This window comes from Streptomyces sp. NPDC088097, assembly GCF_044741845.1.
Classification (GTDB): Bacteria; Actinomycetota; Actinomycetes; order Streptomycetales; family Streptomycetaceae; genus Streptomyces.
This window is the reverse complement of the sequence record NZ_JBIUTJ010000012.1, coordinates 96,698-111,989: the sequence shown is the minus strand read 5'-3', so window position 1 is coordinate 111,989 and position 15,292 is coordinate 96,698. Positions and strand designations below refer to the sequence as shown.

At 72.2% G+C, this 15,292-nt stretch carries 14 protein-coding genes; 10 read left to right on the top strand and 4 right to left on the bottom strand.

Annotated elements, in window-relative coordinates:
• Positions 1 to 12 precede the first annotated feature (12 nt).
• From argC to ACIOD1_RS27290, 5 genes are read left to right on the top strand one after another with little or no spacing between them, the layout of a single operon-like run.
• Positions 13 to 1,041 carry an N-acetyl-gamma-glutamyl-phosphate reductase gene (argC, locus tag ACIOD1_RS27310; RefSeq protein ID WP_401905194.1) on the top strand — a complete coding sequence of 343 codons (1,029 nt, stop codon included), beginning with the start codon at positions 13 to 15 and terminating at the stop codon, positions 1,039 to 1,041.
• Complete coding sequence (argJ, locus tag ACIOD1_RS27305; RefSeq protein WP_401905192.1) at positions 1,038 to 2,210, top strand: bifunctional glutamate N-acetyltransferase/amino-acid acetyltransferase ArgJ; 1,173 nt, start codon at positions 1,038 to 1,040, stop codon at positions 2,208 to 2,210. The genes argC and argJ overlap by 4 nt, the downstream gene beginning before the upstream one ends.
• Complete coding sequence (gene argB / locus ACIOD1_RS27300) at positions 2,207 to 3,115, top strand: acetylglutamate kinase (protein ID WP_365627049.1); 909 nt, start codon at positions 2,207 to 2,209, stop codon at positions 3,113 to 3,115. Before argJ ends, argB begins: the two co-directional genes overlap by 4 nt.
• A complete protein-coding gene (locus ACIOD1_RS27295; RefSeq protein ID WP_365627046.1) occupies positions 3,112 to 4,302 on the top strand; it encodes an acetylornithine transaminase in 1,191 nt (396 codons plus the stop codon). The genes argB and ACIOD1_RS27295 overlap by 4 nt, the downstream gene beginning before the upstream one ends.
• 7 nt (positions 4,303 to 4,309) lie before the next feature.
• Positions 4,310 to 4,846 carry an arginine repressor gene (locus ACIOD1_RS27290; RefSeq protein WP_365627043.1) on the top strand — a complete coding sequence of 179 codons (537 nt, stop codon included), beginning with the start codon at positions 4,310 to 4,312 and terminating at the stop codon, positions 4,844 to 4,846.
• A gap of 34 nt (positions 4,847 to 4,880) precedes the next feature.
• On the opposite strand, the gene ACIOD1_RS27285 is transcribed toward ACIOD1_RS27290, so the two are convergent.
• Positions 4,881 to 5,612, bottom strand: a complete 732-nt coding sequence (locus tag ACIOD1_RS27285; protein ID WP_365627040.1) for a L,D-transpeptidase family protein — start codon at positions 5,610 to 5,612, stop codon at positions 4,881 to 4,883.
• A gap of 63 nt (positions 5,613 to 5,675) precedes the next feature.
• A complete protein-coding gene (locus ACIOD1_RS27280; RefSeq protein ID WP_401905189.1) occupies positions 5,676 to 7,115 on the bottom strand; it encodes a hypothetical protein in 1,440 nt (479 codons plus the stop codon).
• A 175-nt stretch (positions 7,116 to 7,290) separates the two neighbouring features.
• On the opposite strand from ACIOD1_RS27280, the gene ACIOD1_RS27275 reads away from it, so the two are divergent.
• Both ACIOD1_RS27275 and argH read left to right on the top strand, forming a co-directional pair.
• Positions 7,291 to 8,484: an argininosuccinate synthase gene (locus ACIOD1_RS27275; RefSeq protein ID WP_365627035.1), complete on the top strand. Its 1,194-nt coding sequence runs from the start codon at positions 7,291 to 7,293 to the stop codon at positions 8,482 to 8,484.
• Between the two features lie 126 nt (positions 8,485 to 8,610).
• A complete protein-coding gene (argH, locus tag ACIOD1_RS27270; protein WP_365627032.1) occupies positions 8,611 to 10,041 on the top strand; it encodes an argininosuccinate lyase in 1,431 nt (476 codons plus the stop codon).
• Positions 10,042 to 10,107: 66 nt separating this feature from the next.
• Here argH and ACIOD1_RS27265 read toward each other — a convergent pair whose 3' ends face one another.
• A complete protein-coding gene (locus ACIOD1_RS27265) occupies positions 10,108 to 10,620 on the bottom strand; it encodes an HAD domain-containing protein (RefSeq protein WP_365627029.1) in 513 nt (170 codons plus the stop codon).
• A gap of 150 nt (positions 10,621 to 10,770) precedes the next feature.
• Here ACIOD1_RS27265 and ACIOD1_RS27260 point away from each other — a divergent pair, with 150 nt between their 5' ends.
• The 3 genes from ACIOD1_RS27260 (at position 10,771) to ACIOD1_RS27250 (ending at position 14,420) form a co-directional block, all read left to right on the top strand.
• Positions 10,771 to 11,322, top strand: coding sequence for a TetR/AcrR family transcriptional regulator (locus ACIOD1_RS27260; protein WP_401905186.1), 552 nt, complete (start codon positions 10,771 to 10,773; stop codon positions 11,320 to 11,322).
• Positions 11,319 to 12,863, top strand: coding sequence for an MFS transporter (locus ACIOD1_RS27255; RefSeq protein ID WP_365627023.1), 1,545 nt, complete (start codon positions 11,319 to 11,321; stop codon positions 12,861 to 12,863). The genes ACIOD1_RS27260 and ACIOD1_RS27255 overlap by 4 nt, the downstream gene beginning before the upstream one ends.
• 69 nt (positions 12,864 to 12,932) lie before the next feature.
• Positions 12,933 to 14,420: a membrane-associated oxidoreductase gene (locus ACIOD1_RS27250; protein ID WP_365627020.1), complete on the top strand. Its 1,488-nt coding sequence runs from the start codon at positions 12,933 to 12,935 to the stop codon at positions 14,418 to 14,420.
• Between the two features lie 74 nt (positions 14,421 to 14,494).
• Here the strand turns inward: ACIOD1_RS27250 and ACIOD1_RS27245 are convergent, their stop codons facing one another.
• Complete coding sequence (locus ACIOD1_RS27245) at positions 14,495 to 15,115, bottom strand: lysophospholipid acyltransferase family protein (RefSeq protein WP_365627017.1); 621 nt, start codon at positions 15,113 to 15,115, stop codon at positions 14,495 to 14,497.
• Positions 15,116 to 15,292 lie beyond the last annotated feature (177 nt).

The following is a 15,292-nucleotide window of genomic DNA, read 5'->3' as shown; positions in this document are numbered from 1 at the left end:
GAGGAGGGTCCGATGGTGGTACGTGTAGCGGTGGCCGGAGCGAGTGGATACGCGGGCGGTGAAGTCCTGCGCCTGTTGCTCTCGCACCCCGAGGTGGAGATCGGCGCGCTGACCGGGAACTCCAACGCCGGGCAACTCCTCGGCTCCCTGCAGCCGCACCTCGTCCCGCTCGCCGGGCGCACCCTGGAAGCGACCACGCCCGAGGTCCTCGCGGGCCATGATGTCGTGTTTCTCGCGCTTCCGCACGGCCAGTCCGCCGCCGTGGCCGCCCGACTGGGCGAGGAGGTGCTCGTCGTCGACATGGGTGCCGACCACCGGCTCAAGGATTCCGCCGACTGGGACAAGTTCTACGGGGCCCCGCACGCCGGTACCTGGCCCTACGGCCTGCCCGAGCTGCCCGGCGCCCGCGCCGCCCTCGCGGGGTCCCGGCGCATCGCCGTCCCCGGCTGCTTCCCGACCGCGGTGTCCCTCGCCCTCTACCCGGCCTACCAGGCCCGCCTCGCCGAGCCGGAGGCCGTGATCGTCGCCGCCACCGGTACCTCCGGCGCGGGCAAGGCCCTCAAGACGAACCTGCTCGGTTCCGAGGTGATGGGCACCGCGACCCCGTACGGCGTCGGCGGCGGTCACCGGCACACCCCCGAGATGGTGCAGAACCTCTCCCCCCTCGCCGGGGAGCGGGTCTCCGTCTCCTTCACCCCGACCCTGGTGCCCATGCCGCGCGGCATCCTCGCCACCTGCTCGGCCAAGGCCCTGCCCGGGACCACCGCCCGGTCCCTGCGCGAGGCCTACGAGAAGGCGTACGCGGACGAGCCCTTCGTCCACCTGCTCCCCGAGGGGCAGTGGCCGACCACCAAGTCGGTGTACGGATCCAACGCCGTCCACGTCCAGGTCGCCCACGACGAGTCCGCCGGCCGGATCATCGTTGTCAGCGCGATCGACAACCTCACCAAGGGCACCGCCGGCGGCGCGGTGCAGAGCATGAACATCGCCCTCGGCCTGCCCGAGGCGACGGGCCTTTCCACGATCGGAGTAGCACCGTGAGCGTCACGGCAGCACAGGGGTTCACGGCGGCCGGCATCGCCGCCGGAATCAAGGCCAACGGCAATCCGGACCTGGCCCTCGTGGTCAACAACGGGCCGCGTCTGGCCGCCGCGGGCGTCTTCACCTCCAACCGGGTCAAGGCCGCCCCCGTCCACTGGTCCGAGCAGGTCATGCGGGGCGGCAACGTCGGAGCCGTCGTCCTGAACTCCGGCGGGGCCAACGCCTGCACCGGCCCCCGGGGCTTCCAGGACACCCACGCGACCGCCGAGAGGGCGGCCGCCGTGCTGAACGGGCTGGAGCTCGGCACCGAGCACAACGCCGGGGAGATCGCGGTCGCCTCGACCGGTCTGATCGGCGTCCTGCTCCCCATGGACAAGCTGCTGCCCGGCATCGAGACGGCCGCCGCCGCCCTGTCCGCCGAGGGCGGCGAGGCCGCGGCCATCGCCATCAAGACCACCGACACCGTGCACAAGACGGCCACCGTCACCCGGGACGGCTGGACCGTCGGCGGCATGGCCAAGGGCGCGGGCATGCTCGCCCCGGGCCTGGCCACCATGCTCGTGGTCCTGACCACGGACGCCGACCTGGACGCCGGCACCCTCGACAAGGCGCTGCGCGACGCCACGCGCACCACCTTCGACCGGGTCGACTCCGACGGCTGCATGTCCACCAACGACACCGTGCTGCTGCTCGCCTCCGGCGCCAGTGGCCTCGTGCCGGAGTTCGAGGACTTCGCACAGGCCGTACGGACCGTCTGCGGCGACCTCGCCCGTCAGCTCATCGGCGACGCCGAAGGCGCGAGCAAGGAGATCCGCATCGAGGTCGTCGGCGCGGCCAGCGAGGAGGACGCGGTCGAGGTCGGCCGGTCCATCGCCCGCAACAACCTCCTCAAGTGCGCCATCCACGGCGAGGACCCGAACTGGGGCCGCGTGCTCTCCGCCATCGGCACCACCAAGGCGGCCTTCGACCCGGACCGCCTCGACGTGGCCATCAACGGGATCTGGGTCTGCCGCAACGGCTCCGTCGGCGAGGACCGCGACCTGGTCTCGATGAAGGACCGCGAGGTGCGCATCACCGCGGACCTGCGCGCCGGCTCCGAGTCGGCGGTCATCTGGGCCAACGACCTGACGGCCGAGTACGTCCACGAGAACAGCGCGTACGCCTCATGAGTACGGCGAGGAAGCACACCGCGCTGCCCAAGGCCGAGATCCTCATCGAGGCGCTGCCCTGGCTCACCCGGCACAACGGCAAGATCATCGTCATCAAGTTCGGCGGCAACGCCATGATCGACGAGGAACTGAAGGCGGCCTTCGCCCAGGACGTGGCCTTCCTGCGCCAGGCGGGCCTGCGTCCCGTCGTGGTGCACGGCGGCGGCCCGCAGATCAACGCTCAGCTCGACCGGCACGGCCTGGTCAGCGAGTTCAAGGCGGGGCTGCGCGTGACCACCCCCGAGGCGATGGACGTCGTACGGATGGTCCTGGCGGGACAGGTCCAGCGCGAGCTGGTCGGGCTGATCAACCGGCACGGCCCGCTGGCGGTCGGCATGACCGGCGAGGACGCCCACACCATCACCGCGATCAAGCACACCCCGCAGATCGACGGGGAGCTCGTCGACATCGGCCGGGTCGGTGAGATCACCGTCATCGAGACGGGCGCGATCGAGGCGCTCCTCGCCGACGGCCGGATCCCGGTCATCTCCTCCATCGCGCGCAGCGCCGACGACGGCCACGTCTACAACGTGAACGCCGACACGGCGGCAGCGGCCCTGGCGGCGGCGCTGGGGGCCGAGACGCTGATGGTCCTCACCGACGTCGAGGGCCTCTATGCGGACTGGCCCGACAGCGACGAGGTCATCAGCCGGCTCACGGTCAGCGAGCTGGAGAAGCTGCTGCCCGACCTGTCCAGCGGCATGGTGCCCAAGATGCAGGGCTGCCTGCACGCCGTCCGCGGCGGTGTCGGCACGGCCCGTGTCATCGACGGGCGGGTCCAGCACTCGATCCTGTTGGAAATCTTCACCGACGAGGGAATCGGCACGATGGTCGTGCCCGACGGACAGGGAGGGCAACGGACGTGACCGGCAACCAGGAGTACGGCCGGCGCTGGCAGGGTGCGCTGACCAACAACTACGGCACCCCCGCGCTGGCCCTCGTACGGGGCGCGGGCGCCCAGGTCTGGGACGCGGACGGCAAGCAGTACACCGACTTCGTCGGCGGGATCGCGGTCAACGCCCTGGGCCACGCCCACCCGGCGATCATCGACGCCGTCACGCACCAGGTCGCCACCCTGGGGCACGTGTCGAACCTCTACGTCTCCGAGCCCGTCGTGGCCCTGGGCGAGCGGCTGCTCCAGCTCTTCGGGCGCGACGGCCGGGTGTTCTTCTGCAACTCCGGCGCCGAGGCCGTCGAGGCCGTCTTCAAGATCGGCCGGCTCACCGGGCGCACCCACATGGTCGCCACCACCGGCGGCTTCCACGGCCGGACCATGGGCGCGCTGGCCCTGACCGGCCAGCCGGCCAAGCAGACCCCCTTCCTCCCGCTGCCCGGCGACGTCACCCACGTGCCGTACGGGGACGTCGAGGCCCTGCGGGCCGCCGTCACCGAGGAGACCGCCCTCGTCCTGATCGAGCCGATCCAGGGCGAGAACGGCGTGGTCGTCCCGCCCGCCGGCTACCTGACGGCCGCCCGCGAGATCACCCGGGCCACCGGCACCCTGTTGGCCCTCGACGAGGTGCAGACCGGCATCGGCCGCTGCGGCCAGTGGTTCGAGCACCAGGCCCACGAGGGGGTCGAGCCCGACCTCGTCACCCTCGCCAAGGGCCTCGGCGGCGGCCTCCCGATCGGCGCCGTGGCCGCCTTCGGCCCGGCCGCGGAGCTGCTCCAGCCCGGCCAGCACGGCACCACCTTCGGCGGGAACCCGGTGGCCTGCGCCGCAGGCCTCGCCGTGATCGACACCATCGCCGCCGACGGACTGCTCGACCGGGTCAAGGAGCGGGGCGAGCGGCTGCGGGCCGGAATCGAAGGTTCCGGGCATGCGCTGGTCTCCCACGTACGCGGCGCGGGCCTCCTGCTGGGTATCGTGCTGACGGAGCCCCTCGCTCCCCGGGTGCAACTGGCGGCCCAGAAGGCCGGCTTCCTGGTCAACGCGCCCGCCCCCGACGTCGTACGGCTCATGCCGCCGTTCGTCGTCACGGAGGCCGAGGTGGACGCGTTGGTCCGGGCCCTGCCCGGCATCCTCGACGAAGCGGGACGATCCGGAGAATGAGCCGACGATGAGCCACGCCCAGGAACACGAGCCGAGCGGCCCGTCCGTCCCGCAGACCCGCACGGCCCGCCACCGCAGGATCGTCGACATCCTCAACCGGCAGCCGGTCCGCTCCCAGAGCCAGCTGGCCAAGCTGCTGGCCGACGACGGGCTGAGCGTCACCCAGGCGACGCTCTCGCGCGACCTCGACGAGCTGGGCGCCGTCAAGATCCGCAACACCGGCGGCGAACTGATCTACGCGGTCCCCAGCGAGGGCGGCTTCCGCACCCCGCAGGCCCCGCTCGGCGAGTCGGCCAAGGAGGAGCGCATGCGGCGCCTCTCCGGCGAGCTGCTGATCTCCGCGGAGGCCTCGGCGAACCTCGTGGTCCTGCGCACCCCGCCCGGTGCGGCCCAGTTCCTCGCCTCGGCGATCGACCAGGCCGAGCTCCAGGCGATCCTCGGCACCATCGCCGGCGACGACACGCTGATGCTCATCAGCCGCGACCCGGCCGGCGGTCAGGCCCTCGCCGACCACCTGCTGCGCCTCGCCCAGAAGGAGAGCTGAGGGCCCGTACGGACGCGCCCCAGGGGCACAGCCCTTAGTACCGGGTCACGTCCAGGGGGCCGGACTCCGTGCCGATCGCGATGTGCGGGCCGCGGTCCGGGTCGGCCCAGCGGAGCAGGGCGCGCATGGCGGGTCGCGGTACGGATACGCAACCGGCCGTCGCGCCCTTTCCGTTGACGTGCAGGAAGATGCCCGCGCCCCGGCCGCGCACGGGCCGGTCGTAGTTGAAGCCGATGACCAGCGCGTGGGCGTACTGCGTCGCGTAGGTGACCAGGTGCTCCGCCTCGCCCGGCGCGCAGTCGGCGGCCAGCGGTTCCGTCCAGCGGTTGTAGGAGGCCGAGGCGTTGTCCTGGCACCACCACGAACGGTCCGTCACCCGCCGGTAGGAGTGGGCCGTTCCGGCCGGGGCGGGGGCGATCCCGAAGGCGTACGGCAGGTCGTACAGGCCCGTCGGGGTGGTGTTCGTGCCCTGGACCCGGCTCGCGCCCTCGGACAGACCCTTCGCGCCGAAGCGGGCGGGCGTGCTCCCCGCCTCGTACCAGCGCCCCGCCCGGCGATCCCACCAGGTCAGACGCCCCGTCGTGGAGCCGGGCCCGGGCGCGACGGCGGTGATCAGCTGGCTGCCGCCGCCGGTGTCGGCCAGGCGGGCCGCCAGCGGTTCGGCGGCGGCCGAGGGGGCCGAGGCTGACGAAGGGGCCGAGGGGCCCTGGGGGAGGAGTCCGGCGAGGATCAGCGAGCCCGTGACGAGGGCGGCGGTACGCAGCACACGTCAGACCGTACGGGCAGGCGGGGGCGGTGACGGCGCGGGCGGGCCGCCGCGCCGGGAATCTCAGTGGGCGAGGCCCAATCGGCTCAGGTGCCGCCCCAGCCGATAGGGGTCGAAGAGGTCACCGGCCCGCCGCAGCAGCCGGCCCAGCTCCTCGGCGTCGGTGACGTCCGCGGGATGCGCTCCCGCTCCGCCCGCCCCTCGCGCTCCGCCCGCCATGCCCGCCCCGCTCGCGAACAGCTCGGCCCGCGGGTCCCAGGCCCGCAGGAAGGCCCGGGCCTGCTCCCGGATCCCCGGGTCGGGGTCCCGCGCCAGCTCGACGGCGGCCCGCGCGGCCGGGATCCCGCCGCGGGCGCGCAGCAGCCGGAAGGCGGCCCGGCGGGTGTGCGCCGGCCGGTCGGGGCCGGTGCGGGCGCTCAGCCAGTCGGGGTCCAGTCGTCGCGCGGCGGACTCCAGCCCCTTGGTGGCCTCGCGGGCCACCGCGGGGACGGGATCGTCGATCAACGGGCGCATCAGGTCGACGTCGGAGACCTCCAGGCGGGAGAGCGCGGCGGCGCCCGCGGCCCGTACCCGGCCCTCGGGGTGGGCGAGGAGGGGCCGCAGCAACGGGGCGTCGGAGCGCGCGGCGGACTCGGAGAAGGCGGTCACGACCCTCGGGGTGACCCGCGCCGGGTCGCCGACCAGCGGGCGCAGCACGGCGTAGGGGTCGGTCCCGTCCTGCCGGGCGAGCCACCGGGCGCAGGCCCGTACGAGGGAGGACCGGTCGGTGAGGTGCCGTACGGCTTCCCCCGTGCGGCCGGCCCCGCGCAGGGCGGTCACCCCCGAGGCCCGGACCATCGGCACGCGGCCGCCGAGGAGGAGGTCGACGGCGGTGTCGTCGGGGCCGTCGCAGGCCAGGGCCGCCAGGGCGGCGTCGGCCCAGACCGAGGCCGTGGCGGAGTCCCGCTCGGCGGCGGCCTCGGCCGCGAGTTCCCGCACGGAGAACCGGCCGGAGGCGATCTCGATCCGGGCGACGTGCCGCCGGGTCGCCAGGTCCGTCCCGGCCCGGAGTCGGGCGAGCAGCGCGGGATCCGCCGTCCGCAGGGCCGCGTCGAACCGCTCCCGCGCCCAGGCGCCCTGCTCGCGCCGACCCAGTCGGAGCACGAGCGGGGTCAGCGCGGTCAGGGTGCCCGCCGGATCGGTGTCCAGGGCCCGGGCGAGCAGGGTCCGGGCGCGCTCCCGCACGACCGGCACCCAGTCGGCGCTCCGGATCGCGACGAGGGGCAGCGGGACGTCGGCCCCGGACAGGGCCGCCTCGCGGACCCGGCCGTTGGCGTGGCAGAGCCGGGCCTCGGAGCGAGGGTCGGAAGGGCGGAGGCAAGCCCATGTGGTCAGTCGGCGCACGGCCTGGTCGAAGCCGGTCCAGTGCGCCGGGTCGGTGAGTCCGAGCCCGTCCGCGAAGGCGGCCGGGTCGCCGTCCAGCAGTGCGGCGGCGACCTTCGCGCCGTGGTCCTCGGCCGTCATGGGGGCGCCCTTCCCTCGTCGTCCGGAGATCGTATGCAACCGCGCCCGGGAGGCGCCTCCGGTTATTTCCGCAGCTCAGCGACGGGCAGAGCGGGCGGCGCCGGCGTCCATTGACGAAACATACGGAGTAGTGCATAGTTATGCCTGTTGTTGATTGCACCGTGAGGAGAAACCAGTGACCGAGCGCGTCGTACTCGCCTATTCGGGCGGCCTGGACACCTCCGTCGCCATCGGCTGGATCGCCGAGGAGACGGGCGCCGAGGTCATCGCCGTAGCCGTGGACGTCGGCCAGGGTGGCGAGGACCTGGACGTCATCCGCAAGCGCGCGCTCGCCTGCGGTGCCGTGGAGGCCGAGGTCGCCGACGCCAAGGACGAGTTCGCCGAGGAGTACTGCCTCCCGGCGATCAAGGCGAACGCCCTCTACATGGACCGGTACCCGCTGGTCTCCGCCCTCTCCCGGCCGACGATCGTCAAGCACCTCGTCGCCGCCGCGCAGAAGCACGGCGCCTCGATCGTGGCCCACGGCTGCACCGGCAAGGGCAACGACCAGGTCCGCTTCGAGGCCGGCATCGCCGCCCTCGGCCCCGACCTCAAGTGCATCGCCCCGGTCCGCGACTACGCGATGACCCGCGACAAGGCCATCGCCTTCGCCGAGAAGGCCGAGCTGCCGATCGCGACCACCAAGAAGTCCCCGTACTCCATCGACCAGAACGTCTTCGGGCGCGCGGTCGAGACGGGCTTCCTGGAGGACATCTGGAACGCCCCGATCGAGGACATCTACGAGTACACCGCCGACCCGGCCCTGCCCCGCGAGGCCGACGAGGTCGTCATCTCCTTCAAGGCCGGCGTCCCCGTCGCCATCGACGGCAAGCCCGTCAGCGTCCTCCAGGCCATCCAACAGCTCAACGAGCGCGCCGGAGCGCAGGGCATCGGCCGGATCGACATCGTCGAGGACCGCCTCGTCGGCATCAAGTCCCGCGAGGTGTACGAGGCCCCGGGCGCGATCGCGCTGATCACCGCCCACCAGGAGCTGGAGAACGTCACCGTCGAGCGCGAACTGGCCCGCTACAAGCGGCAGGTCGAGCAGCGCTGGGGCGAGATGGTCTACGACGGCCTGTGGTTCTCCCCGCTCAAGCGCGCCCTGGACGGCTTCATCAACGAGGCCAACCAGCACGTCACCGGTGACATCCGGATGACCCTGCACGCCGGCCGCGCCGTCGTCACCGGCCGCAAGTCGGACGAGTCGCTCTACGACTTCAACCTGGCGACCTACGACTCGGGCGACACCTTCGACCAGTCCAAGGCCCAGGGCTTCATCGAGATCTTCGGTCTCTCCTCGAAGATCGCCGCACGCCGCGACCTCGCCTGACCCCACGTCGTTGGGCACTGCGCCCACGTCGTCGGGCGGTCGCGACCCGATGTACCCCGACGGCCTCCCCGCACCCTCCGCGGCGCGGAGGCCGTCGTACCACCACCCTCATGAGGAGCAGTAGCTGTGAGCAGCAACAACGGTGACGTCCGGCTCTGGGGCGGCCGGTTCGCCGACGGGCCGTCCGAGGCCCTCGCGAAACTGTCCGCTTCGGTCCACTTCGACTGGCGCCTCGCGCCGTACGACATCGCGGGCTCCCGCGCCCACGCCCGCGTGCTCGCGAAGGCGGGGCTGCTCACGGCCGAGGAGCTGGACCGCATGACCGCGGGCCTGAACCGGCTCGAAGCGGCCGTGGCGGACGGTTCCTTCACCGGCACCATCGCCGACGAGGACGTCCACACCGCCCTGGAGCGCGGACTGCTGGAGCAGCTCGGCGCCGATCTCGGCGGCAAGCTGCGCGCCGGCCGGTCCCGCAACGACCAGGTCGCGACCCTCTTCCGGATGTACCTGCGCGACCACGCCCGGATCGTCGGCGGCCTGATCGCCGACCTCCAGGACGCGCTGGTCGGCCTCGCCGAGGCGCACTCCGACGTGGCCATGCCCGGCCGGACCCACCTCCAGCACGCGCAGCCCGTCCTCTTCGCCCACCACGTACTGGCCCACGTGCAGTCCCTGTCCCGGGACGCCGAGCGGCTGCGGCAGTGGGACACCCGGACCGCCGTCTCCCCGTACGGCTCGGGCGCCCTGGCCGGTTCCTCGCTGGGCCTGGACCCGGAGCAGGTCGCGGCCGACCTGGGCTTCGAGCGGGGTTCGGTCGGCAACTCCATCGACGGCACGGCCTCGCGCGACTTCGTGGCCGAGTTCGCCTTCATCACCGCGATGATCGGGATCAACCTGTCCCGGATCGCGGAGGAGATCATCATCTGGAACACGAAGGAGTTCTCCTTCGTCACCCTCCACGACGCCTTCTCCACCGGCTCCTCGATCATGCCGCAGAAGAAGAACCCGGACATCGCGGAGCTGGCGCGCGGCAAGTCGGGCCGTCTCATCGGCAACCTGACCGGCCTGCTCGCCACCCTCAAGGCGCTGCCCCTGGCCTACAACCGGGACCTCCAGGAGGACAAGGAGCCGGTCTTCGACTCCTGCGACACCCTGGAAGTCCTGCTGCCCGCCTTCACCGGCATGATGGCCACCCTCACGATCAACCGGGAGCGCATGGAGGAGCTGGCCCCGGCCGGCTTCTCCCTGGCCACCGACATCGCCGAATGGCTGGTCAAGCAGGGCGTCCCCTTCCGGGTGGCGCACGAGGTGGCCGGCGAGTGCGTCAAGGTCTGCGAGGCCGAGGGCATCGAGCTGGACCAGCTCACCGACGATCAGTTCGTGAAGATCTCGGAGCACCTGACCCCCGAGGTCCGCACGGTCCTCAACGTCAAGGGCGCCCTCGCCTCCCGTGACGGCCGGGGCGGCACCGCCCCCTCGGCGGTCGCGGTCCAGCTCACCGAGCTGAAGGCCGACCTGGTCATCCAGCACGCCTGGGCCGAGCACAAGCAGCGGTAGTCCCCGCGCCCGAAGGGGCGGTGCGTGCCCGACGGCGCGCGCCGCCCCTTCGGCGTGTCCGGGGAATCACCGCCCGGCCCAGGCGGCCAGCGCGTCGAAGTCCTCCCCGGTCAACCCGATCCGCTCGTCGACGCGCATCAGCAGCGCGTGCGCCGGGTGGTTCGCCTCCACGTACGCGCGGTCCATGTCGGTGATGTCGTCGTCGATCCAGGCGAAGGGGCGCCCGCCCGCGTAGGGGAGGAGGTACTGGGTCTTCCAGAAGGTTCCGCGCGGGGCCCGACCGTGCATCACGGGCCAGTCGACGAAGGGCAGCCTCGGCAGCCCCAGGTGCGGGCCTATCCAGTCGTTGGCCTCGTCCTTCCAGGTGGTGGCCCAGACCAGGTCGTACAGCTCCGCCAGCGCGAGCAGCGCCGCCCCGTGGTCGTGGTTGAGCCAGACCCGCAGGGGCTTGGCGCTCTCGTTCTGCCGCCAGCCCGTGGGGCGCATCCGGTGGGTGGTGTAGCCCGCAGGGCGGCGCTGCGGCTTGGCGGCGTAGGGGTTCAGCGGTCCGTCGACGTCGATCAACAGCAGTGGTCTCATGTCGGCAGGATTCCTCTCGGCGTGCCCGGGGGCAGCTCATTTTCGGTTCGCTCCCGATCGGACGATCCGAGCGGCTGATCCGAGCGGAAAATCGGATCGAGGATCTGATCGAATGAGACGTAGACGTCTCATTCGGGTTATGGTTGTCTCATGGCCATGGATCGTGACCAGGTGCTCCGCGACGCGGCGGCCCTGCTCTCCCGCAAATCGACCGCGACGATGGACGAGGTGGCGCGCGCCGCCGGCATCGGCCGCGCGACCCTCCACCGGCACTTCGCCGGCCGCGACGCCCTCGTACGGGCCCTGGAGGAACTCGGCATCCGCGAGTTCGAGGTGGCCTTCGACAACGCCCGCCTCGACGACGGGACGGCGGTGGAGGCGCTGCGGCGGCTCATCGCCCAGGCGGAGCCCAACGCACAGCTGCTGGCCTTCCTCGTCACCGAGAACCAGCTCTTCGAGGGCGACCAGGTCAACGAGGGCTGGGCCCGCCTCGACGCCCGCGTGGGCGCGCTCTTCCGGCGCGGCCAGCAGGAGGGCGACATCCGGATCGATCTGAGCCCCGCCTGGCTCACCGAGGCCCTCTACGGGCTCATCGGCACCTGCGCCTGGGCCGTCATGGACGGCCGGGTCGCGGCCAAGGACTTCCAGTACATGATCACCGAGTTGCTGCTCGGTGGCGCACGACGGAGTGTGGAGAAATGAGCCGCATCGAACAGCTGAACCGGCGGACGGAAGCGGAGGAGAGGAGTCGAGGGCGCTGGCTCGCGCTCTGCGTGCTCGTCCTGGCCGTGCTGCTCGTCGCGGTGGACGCCACCGTACTCGGTCTCGCCACCCCCGCCCTCAGCGAGGACCTCAAGCCGACCGGCACCCAACTGCTGTGGATCGGCGACATCTACTCCTTCGTCATCGCCGGCCTGCTCGTCTCCATGGGCTCCCTCGGCGACCGCATAGGACGCAAGAAGCTGCTGCTCGTCGGCGCCACCGCCTTCGGCGCGGTGTCCGTCCTGAACGCCTACGCCTCCAGCCCCGAAATGATGATCGCGGCCCGTGCGCTGCTCGGCGTGGCCGGCGCGACCCTGATGCCGTCCACCCTCGCGCTGATCCGCAACATCTTCCACGACCCCAAGGAGCGCAGCCTCGCCATCGGCATCTGGGGCGCCACCGCCTCGGCCGGCGCGGCCGTCGGACCCGTCGTCGGCGGCGTCCTGCTCCAGCACTTCTGGTGGGGCTCGGTATTCCTGATCAACCTGCCCGTCATGATCGCCCTGGTCCTCGTCGGGATCAAGCTCCTGCCCGAGTCCAAGAACCCGGTCGCCGGGCCCTGGGACCTGGTCAGCGTCGGCCTGTCCCTGGTCGGGATCATCGGCGTCGTCTACGCCGTCAAGGAAGTGGCCACCCACGGCCTGACCTGGGGCGTCTGGGCCAGCGCCGTCCTCGGCGCCGGATGCCTGTACGCCTTCGTCCGTCGTCAGTTCAGCCTGCCGTCCCCGCTGCTCGACATGCGCCTGTTCAAGCACCGCGGCTTCTCCGGGGCCGTCCTGGCCGACCTCCTGACCGTCTTCGGCCTCTCGGGCCTGGTCTTCTTCCTGTCCCAGTTCCTCCAGCTCGTCCAGGGCCGGGACCCGCTGGAAGCCGGCCTGGCGGAGCTGCCCGCCGCCATCGGCGCCGTCGCCACCGGCCTCGTCGCCGGCAGGTACGCCCGCAAGTACTCGGTACGGGTCATGGTGACCGGCGGGCTCGTCGCGATCGGCGTGGCCCTGGCCGCCCTGACCGTCATCCACAAGGAGACCGGCTACCCGCTGCTGGGCGCCGCCCTGCTCGTCGTCGGCCTGGGCGCGGGCTTCTCCTTCACCGTCACCGCCGACGTGATCCTCTCCAGCGTGCCCAAGGAGCAGGCGGGCTCCGCGTCGGCCGTCTCCGAGACGGCGTACGAACTCGGCGCCGCCCTCGGCATCGCCCTGCTCGGCTCCGTCGTGACCGGGGTCTACCAGTCCTTCACCGCGCCGGCCTCCGTGCCCGCCCCGGTGGCGGACGCGGCCCACGAATCACTCGGCGGGGCCGTCGAGGCCGCCCGCTCCCTGGATCCGCAGACCGCCACGCACATGGTGAACGCGGCCCAGGAGGCCTTCGTGGACGGCCTCAGGCTCGCCTCCGGCGTCGGCGCGGCCGTCCTGCTCGCCACGGCCGTCGCCGCCTGGTACCTGCTCAAGGGGCAGCAGCTCCAGGAGGGCGTCCAGCACTGACGTCCCGCCAGAGGGTGGTGTCCCGAACGGTGTTGACAGTACGCCGGACCCCGGGACACCATCCCGGCGATGGAGATCACCGATCTGACCCCCGCCGAACGCCGCGTGTGCGAAGCCTTCCCGCGCGGTGACGGCGTCGACTTCCTGGCGACCCCGGACGAGACCGGAGCCGGCGGCGCCGACTGGGGCGAGGAACGGACCCTGCGCGCCGAGGTGCTCACCGCCCTCCTCCTGAGCGGCCCCACCGAGGCCGGCCAGGTCGCCGGCCTCAACGTCCGGGGCGCCCGGATCACCGGCAAGCTCAACCTCAAGTACGCCGTCATCGAGCACCCCATACGGCTGCGGGCCTGCTGGTTCGAGCGCAAACCCGTGTTGTACGGGGCCCAGCTGCGGACCTTCGTCGCCAACGACTCCACCCTGCCCGGCCTGACCGCCGACGCGGTCCGCGTCGACGTGGCACTGCGGCTGTCCTGCTGCCGGATCACCGGCCCCGTCCGCCTCTCGGGGGCCCGGATAGCCGGCGGACTCTTCCTGCGCCGGGCGGTCATCGGCACCCCGCAGGCCGCCGGAACGGACCCGGAGGAGGCGACGGAGGTCCCGCTCCAGATCAACCACGCGGACATCGGCACCGACATCATCGCCATGGAACTCACCGTCCACGGGCGGACCCGGATCAACGGGACCACCGTCGGCGGCCAGATCCACCTCGACGACGCCCGGCTCCTCGACCCCGGCGGCGTCGCCCTGCACGCCGAGAACCTCACCGTCGGCAGCGACCTGCGGGCCATGCGCGCCGAGCTGCGCGGCCGCGTCAACCTCAGCGGCTCCCGCGTACCGGGTCAGCTCAACCTGGCCCGCGCCCGCCTCGTCAACTCCGGCGACGTCGCCCTGCGCGCCTCCAGCTGCGTCATCGGCGAGGTGTGGCTGCGCGACTGCCCCACCGTCCAGGGCAGCGTGAACCTGCGCCGCTCCCAGTTCGACATGCTGCACGTCCCGCCCGCCACCTGGCCGGCGCGGCTGCGCCTCGACGGCCTGACCTACCGCGTCCTCGCCCCACAGCTGCCCGCCGAACAGCGGCTGCCCGCCCTGGAACGCGAGGAGGCGGGCTACCTCCCGTACGCCTACGAACAGCTCGCCGCGGCCTACCGCACGGCGGGGGACGACGCCGGCGCCCGGACGGTCCAGCTCGCCAAGCTCCGCCGCCACCGGCGCACCCAGCCCCGCCACTCGCGCTTCTGGGGGCTCCTCCAGGACGTCACCGTCGGCTACGGCTACCGGCCGCTGCGCGCGGCAGGCTGGCTGCTGGCCCTCCTGGTGACGGGGTTCGTCGCGTATACGATCGCCCCGCCGCGCGCCCTCAAGGCCGGGGAGGCGCCCGAGTTCAACGCGCTCTTCTACACGATCGACCTGCTGTTGCCCATCGTCGGCTTCGGCCAGGAGGCGGCCTACGCGCCGACCGGTTGGTACCAGTGGCTGTCGTACCTGCTGATCGTGACCGGCTGGATCCTCGCCACCACGACAGCGGCGGGCGTCAGCCGGTCACTGAACCGGCAGTAGACCGGGCGGGCGCCATGCTCCGAAAGGGACGACCCGGGCCGTCTCTTCCGGATCTTGGCGGGCCCGGGGACGACCTAGGCGGCCTTCGCCTTGGTGGCGTACATGTCCACGTACTCCTGGCCCGACAGGCGCATGACCTCGGCCATCACCGAGTCGGTGACGGCCCGCAGCACGTAGCGGTCGCGGTCCATGCCCTCGTAGCGGGAGAACTCCATCGGCTCGCCGAAGCGGACGGTGACCCGGCCCGGGCGCGGCATGCCGGCGCCGCCCGGCTGGAGCTTGTCGGTGCCGATCATCGCGAAGGGGACCACGGGGGCACCCGTCATCAGGGTCAGGCGGGCGATGCCGGTGCGACCGCGGTAGAGCCGGCCGTCGGGGGAGCGGGTGCCCTCCGGGTAGATGCCGAAGACCTTGCCCTCGTCGAGGATCCGGCGGCCCGTCATCAGCGCCGCGACCCCGCCGTTCGCCCCGTCCCGGTCCACCGGGATCATGCCGGAGCCGGTGAAGAACCACGCCATCAGCCGGCCCTTGAAGCCCTTGCCCGTCACGTACTCGTCCTTGCCGATGAAGTGGACCGTACGGTCACACACCAGCGGCAGGATCATCGAGTCGATGAAGGTCAGGTGGTTGCCCGCCAGGATCACCGGCCCGGTGCCGGGGATGTTCTCGACGCCCTCCACCCGGGTACGGAACATCAGGCGGATGACCGGTCCGACAGTGGCTTTGATGAGCGCGGTACGGAACAACGTGAGCCCTCCGGCATCGAAAGCGGATCTCGCACCACACGGCGGTAGTGCAGGTGAGGACGATACTCGCGGCTCGCCGCTGATCGCACATCGGGTTCACGCGTCGGATACACAACGTTGACGCGC